Source organism: Lentzea indica, assembly GCF_012184385.1.
Classification (GTDB): domain Bacteria; phylum Actinomycetota; class Actinomycetes; order Mycobacteriales; family Pseudonocardiaceae; genus Lentzea; species Lentzea indica.
Window position 1 is genome coordinate 1 of the sequence record NZ_VSRL01000419.1, and the last position, 4,621, is coordinate 4,621.

General features: G+C 70.4%; 4 protein-coding genes and 1 pseudogene. 2 read left to right on the forward strand and 3 right to left on the reverse strand.

The features are described 5' to 3' along the window. The 3 genes from FXN61_RS47440 to FXN61_RS47450 all read right to left on the reverse strand — a co-directional run. On the reverse strand, positions 1 to 1,063 hold a 1,063-nt coding region (locus tag FXN61_RS47440), incomplete at its 3' end, for an MAB_1171c family putative transporter (RefSeq protein ID WP_223165895.1). Then, entirely contained in the window at positions 1,060 to 1,620 is a 561-nt protein-coding gene (locus FXN61_RS47445) for an ImmA/IrrE family metallo-endopeptidase (protein ID WP_167980340.1), read from the reverse strand. The genes FXN61_RS47445 and FXN61_RS47440, both read right to left, overlap by 4 nt. Then, positions 1,617 to 2,033: a helix-turn-helix domain-containing protein gene (locus tag FXN61_RS47450; RefSeq protein ID WP_167980341.1), complete on the reverse strand. Its 417-nt coding sequence runs from the start codon at positions 2,031 to 2,033 to the stop codon at positions 1,617 to 1,619. The genes FXN61_RS47445 and FXN61_RS47450 overlap by 4 nt, the downstream gene beginning before the upstream one ends. A gap of 77 nt (positions 2,034 to 2,110) precedes the next feature. Between FXN61_RS47450 and FXN61_RS56855 the strand changes: the two are divergent. Further along, a pseudogene (locus tag FXN61_RS56855) lies at positions 2,111 to 3,769 on the forward strand (AfsR/SARP family transcriptional regulator); the annotation flags it as partial. 32 nt (positions 3,770 to 3,801) lie between these two features. Continuing rightward, the gene (locus FXN61_RS47465; protein WP_223165896.1) at positions 3,802 to 4,563 is read left to right on the forward strand and encodes a tetratricopeptide repeat protein; all 762 of its coding nucleotides are present in this window, start codon (positions 3,802 to 3,804) and stop codon (positions 4,561 to 4,563) included. Positions 4,564 to 4,621 lie beyond the last annotated feature (58 nt).

Here is a 4,621-nt window from a genome sequence, read left to right on the forward strand (position 1 = left end):
CGTAGGCGGCACGGACCTCCGCACGACGGCGCCGGTGTCGCGGGTCGGTGAGTGCCCGGTCGTAGTCGGAGATGTCACAGTGGTCGAGCAGCGCCCGGCGTGCGTCCCAGATCTGCACCACCCGCAGGTGGAGGCGCAGCGCGAGATCGCGGCGGTGCGGTGACCACTTCTCGTCCCACCGGGTCGCGAACTTCGAGCTGTCGCCGAACCACCTGGCCAGTCCTGACCGTCCCAGCGACATCCGGACGTGCGGGTAGGCCGTGGTGAGCCGCGACCAGAGCGGGTGGAGCCGGCGGAACGCCCTGTACATGCGCCACCACCGCAGCGCTGCGGCCAGCCGTGGCCCCCAGCCGGGCACCGTGACGCCGATCAACACCAACGGCAGGGACGCGGTGATGAGCCACCCCGTGACGGCGCCCTCCTTGATCGGGATCCGGTTGCCGAGCGTCGCCATGACGATGAACGTCGTGCGCACGACGCAGTACACGCCGGCCATCACGAAACCGGCGGCCCCGATGACCAGTCCTCGACGGATCCACGGCTCGTCGACCAGCCGCGACCACTTCCAGGAGAGCCTGCCGGCGCCGCCCACCAGCACCGCCAGGTAGCCCGTGAACAGCGCGAGGTAGACGGCGCTGATCGGGCCGTTCTCGTAGTCCGCGACGAAACTCGCGAGGAAGTCGCCGGGTGCCGCGCCGATGGCCAGCGTCAGCGCCACGGCGAGCACGACGACGAGCGCCATGCCGTGCCGCCGCACGTGCCGGACCGCCGCGTCGCGCTCGAGCGCCATGAAGACGTAGGCGCTGTACCCGAGGTAGACGGCGATCATCGCGAGCGCGTGCTGGGTGATCGAGATCCACCGCAGAGCCGCGGGGATCGGATCCATCAGGTGGAGCCCGTAGAGGGTCAGGCCCAGGCAGAGGCTGAAGGCGAAGCACTGGGTGCTGAGCCACGTGGCGCGCAGCGCGAGGTTGTCCGGCTTGCGGACCAACGACCGCAGCAGATACATCGCGCACACGGTGGCGATGGTCGAGGAGATGACGGTGGGGTCGAGCAGGATCACGAGCTGGTTCTCCGGTTCATGAGCGCCGCCTCGAAGCGGGCGTTCGCCTCCGCGACCGCCCGTGAGCGGTGTGGCGCCGGGACCATGCTGCGTGCCGCTCCCGCCCGCATCCACATCAGGGCGGCGGCGATCTCGGCGACCTTCTCCTCCGCACCCGAGTACCCGTCGCGCCGGGCGAACCGCTGTGCCGTCTCGACCAGCTCCGGGTCGAGTTCGGTGAACTCGTCGCCGGTGAGGTCCTCCAGGGACGTGCCGCTGTGTTCGAACAGGATGTGCGCGGCCTCGTGCATGATCACGTGCTCCTGCTGGAGCGGCGGCAGCGTCTCGTCGAACACGATCACGAGATCCTTCGCGCGTTCGATGACGAGCCCGCCCGCGCCGTCACGTGGCAGTGCCGCGGGATACAGCGAGATCCGCTTGCCCCGGCGCGCGGAGATCTGGCCGAGCAGGCGGTCCAGGTCGAACGGCGGGTCCCAGACCAGCTCGTCGAGCATCTCGTCGATGAGGCGGCGCAGCGTGGACAGGTCCGTCCCGTCCGCGCGAAGCGGGTCCGTCACGCGTCCGCCTCCGCCTCGCCCAGTTCCTCGATGAGCCGGGCGACGGTCAGCAGGCTGTCCGGGGAAAGGCTGCACAGTCTCGCGTTGATGCCCTTCACGCCGTTGCGTTCCGCTGCTTCCTGGAGCCGGCGTGCTGCGACGAGGGAGTCGAGCTCCTCGTCCGCGACCGCGGCCAGTTCCTCGTCGAGGAAGTAGCCGACCTTCACCCCGAAGAACTGGGCCAGGGCTTCCAGTGTCTCGATCTTGGGGTTCTGCTCCTGGCCGGTGCGCAGCTTCCACACCGTGGTCCGCGACTTGCCGATGTGGTCGCCGATCACCTGGTCGGCGACGGAGTCCTGGCCGTCCAGCCGCGCCTTCTTCTCGATCAAGGTGTTCAGTGCGTCCGCGAGTGTGCGGCGGCGGTCTGCGCCCATGAGACCCCCATCGTGTTCAGTTAACTTTACTTGACACCGTTGACACCCGTTCATATTGTCGGACGTCGCTGGACGAGGTGGCATTGGAGGGGTGTACGTCTCGCCGGTCTGGGGGGAATTGGAGGCTGCCGTCGGTCGCCCGTGCGAACGGGTTTCCGACGGGTGCATCCGGTGGGGAGATTCATGAACTTCCGCGTGCTGGGCCCGATCGAGGCAGTGGTAGCGGGGGCACCCGTCACCCTCGGAGGGCCGAAGCCACGCACGTTGCTCGCGATACTCGCGGCCCAGGCGGGCCGGGTGGTGCCGCTGGAGCAGCTCGTCGACGCGATCTGGGGAGAGGATCCGCCGGACCAGGCGCGAGCCGCGATCTACACCTACATCTCGACGTTGCGTCGTGCACTCGCCACGGCTGAGGGTACTGAGCTCATCGTGCGCACCGGCGGTGGTTATCGGCTGGAGGCCGGATTCGAGCAGATCGACCTGCACGTCTTCACTCGTGAGACGGCTACGGCACGCCGTGCGCGGGCGGAGGGCAGGCTCGCCCAGGCCGCGGCGCACTTCGAGGCGGCGTTGGCCCAGTGGCGAGGGACCGCATTGGGCGGTGCGCAGGGCACTTGGGCGGAGAACGAACGCGTGCGGCTCGACGAACTGCGCCTCGCTGCCTTGGAGGACAGCGCGGACGTCGGCTCGCCACGGGTCGCGGTGAGGCGCTCGTGGCCGAGCTCACCACGGCGGTCGCCGAGCAGCCGCTGCGGGAACGCCTGCGCGGCCAGTTGATGCTCGCCCTGTGCCAGGCGGGTCGTCAGGCCGACGCGCTGGAGTGCTACCAGGAGGGCAGGCGGGTGCTGCTCGACGAGCTGGGGCTGGAGCCGGGCCAGGCTCTGCGCGGCGCGCACGAGCAGGTCCTGCGGTCCGGGTCCGAACAGGAGCCGCCCGCGGCCGAGGGGGAGCAACCGGAGGAGGAGGCGGCAGAACCGCCGCAGATCGTCCGCACGCCGAGCCAGCTGCCGTTCGACATCGCAGACTTCACCGGCCGTGTCGTCGAGGTCGCGGCGCTGCGCAGGCGGCTGTCAGAGGAGGCGACGGGATCAAGGCTGTGCGCCGTCTACGGCAAGCCGGGCGCGGGCAAGAGCACGCTCGCCATGCACGTGGCGCACCGCGTCCGCGAGCACTTCCCCGATGGTCAGCTGTACGCGTCGTTGCGCGGCGTGCGAACCGTGCGCGCCGACCCCGCCGAGGTGCTGGCAGGGTTCCTGCGCGCTCTCGGTGTCGCCGACAGCGCGATCCCGGAGGAGCAGGACGAGCGGGCGCGGCTCTACCGCACGATGCTCGCCGACCGGCGGATCCTGGTCGTGCTGGACGACGCGTTCGACGAGGGTCAGGTGCGGCCGCTGCTGCCAGGTGGGCACACCTCGGCCGCGCTCGTGACGAGCAGGGAACGGCTCGGCGCGCTCAGCGGGGCGACGCAGCTGGACCTGCACGTGCTCACCGACGACGAGGCGTTGCAGTTGCTGGACAAGGTGGTCGGCGACGGCCGCGTCCCCGCCGAGCAGGAGGCGGCGCGGGAGATCGTGCGGTTGTGCGGCGGGCTGCCGCTGGCGGTTCGTATCGCCGGGGCCCGGCTCGCCGCGCGGTCGCGGTGGCGGGTGAGCCGCATGGTCGACCGGCTGCGCGTGCAGCACCGCGTCCTGCAGGAGCTCTCCATCGGCGACCTGGAGGTCCGCGGGAGCTCGCGCTGAGCTACGACGGGCTGCCGGAACGCGAACGAATGGCGTTGCGCAGGCTAGGACTGCTCGACGTGTCGTCGTTCGGCGGCTGGGTCGTGGCGCCACTGCTCGGATCTTCCTGGCACGACGCGGAAGAAGTGGTCGAGAGACTGGTCGACGCCCAGCTCCTCGACGTGTCCACAACGGACGACAACGGCTCGCTGCGCTACCAGATCCACGACCTGATCCGGGCGTTCGCGCGGGAACGCGGTGAGGCCGAGGAGACGGTCGACACGATCCGCACCGCGGCGGCACGGGCGGCGGAGTGCTGGCTCGGCCTCGTGCAGGTCGCGGGCAGCCGCATGCCGCACGCCACCCTGGACACGATCCGGACCCCGGTGCTCGACCAGTACATCGAGGCGGACCACGTCGAGGAGATCGTGGCCGATCCCGAGGCCTGGTTCGACGCCGAGCAGACCGGGCTGGTCGGCGTTGTCGAGCGGGTCAGCGAGCTGGACCTGACCGACATCGCCACGAGGCTCGCGGCCACGCTGTGCTCGTCACGGTTCTCCGTGCGCAACCTCTTCGGGCAGTGGTGGCGGACGCACACCGCCGCGCTGGCCGCCGCACGCAGAGCCGGTGACCGCCGTGGTGAAGCACGGCTGCTGGCGGGACTCGGATGGCTGCGGTACGAACAGGACCGTTTCGACGAGGCCGCCGGTTACTACGAGCAGGCGCTCGTCGCCTACGAACACAGCGACGATCGGCGCGGTCAGGCTGTCACGCGAACTCGGGCACGTGCAGCTCGGCCGCGATGTGCTTGACCAGCCACTCGCGGATCGTCTGCGTCGTCGTGACGGCGCGGCTGCCCGTCGCGGCACC

Excerpts from the sequence above, each read along its gene's own strand:
- FXN61_RS47450 (WP_167980341.1), bottom strand. The coding sequence starts at position 2,033 with ATGGGCGCAGACCGCCGCCGCACACTCGCGGACGCACTGAACACCTTG.
- FXN61_RS47465 (WP_223165896.1), top strand. The coding sequence starts at position 3,802 with ATGGCGTTGCGCAGGCTAGGACTGCTCGACGTGTCGTCGTTCGGCGGC.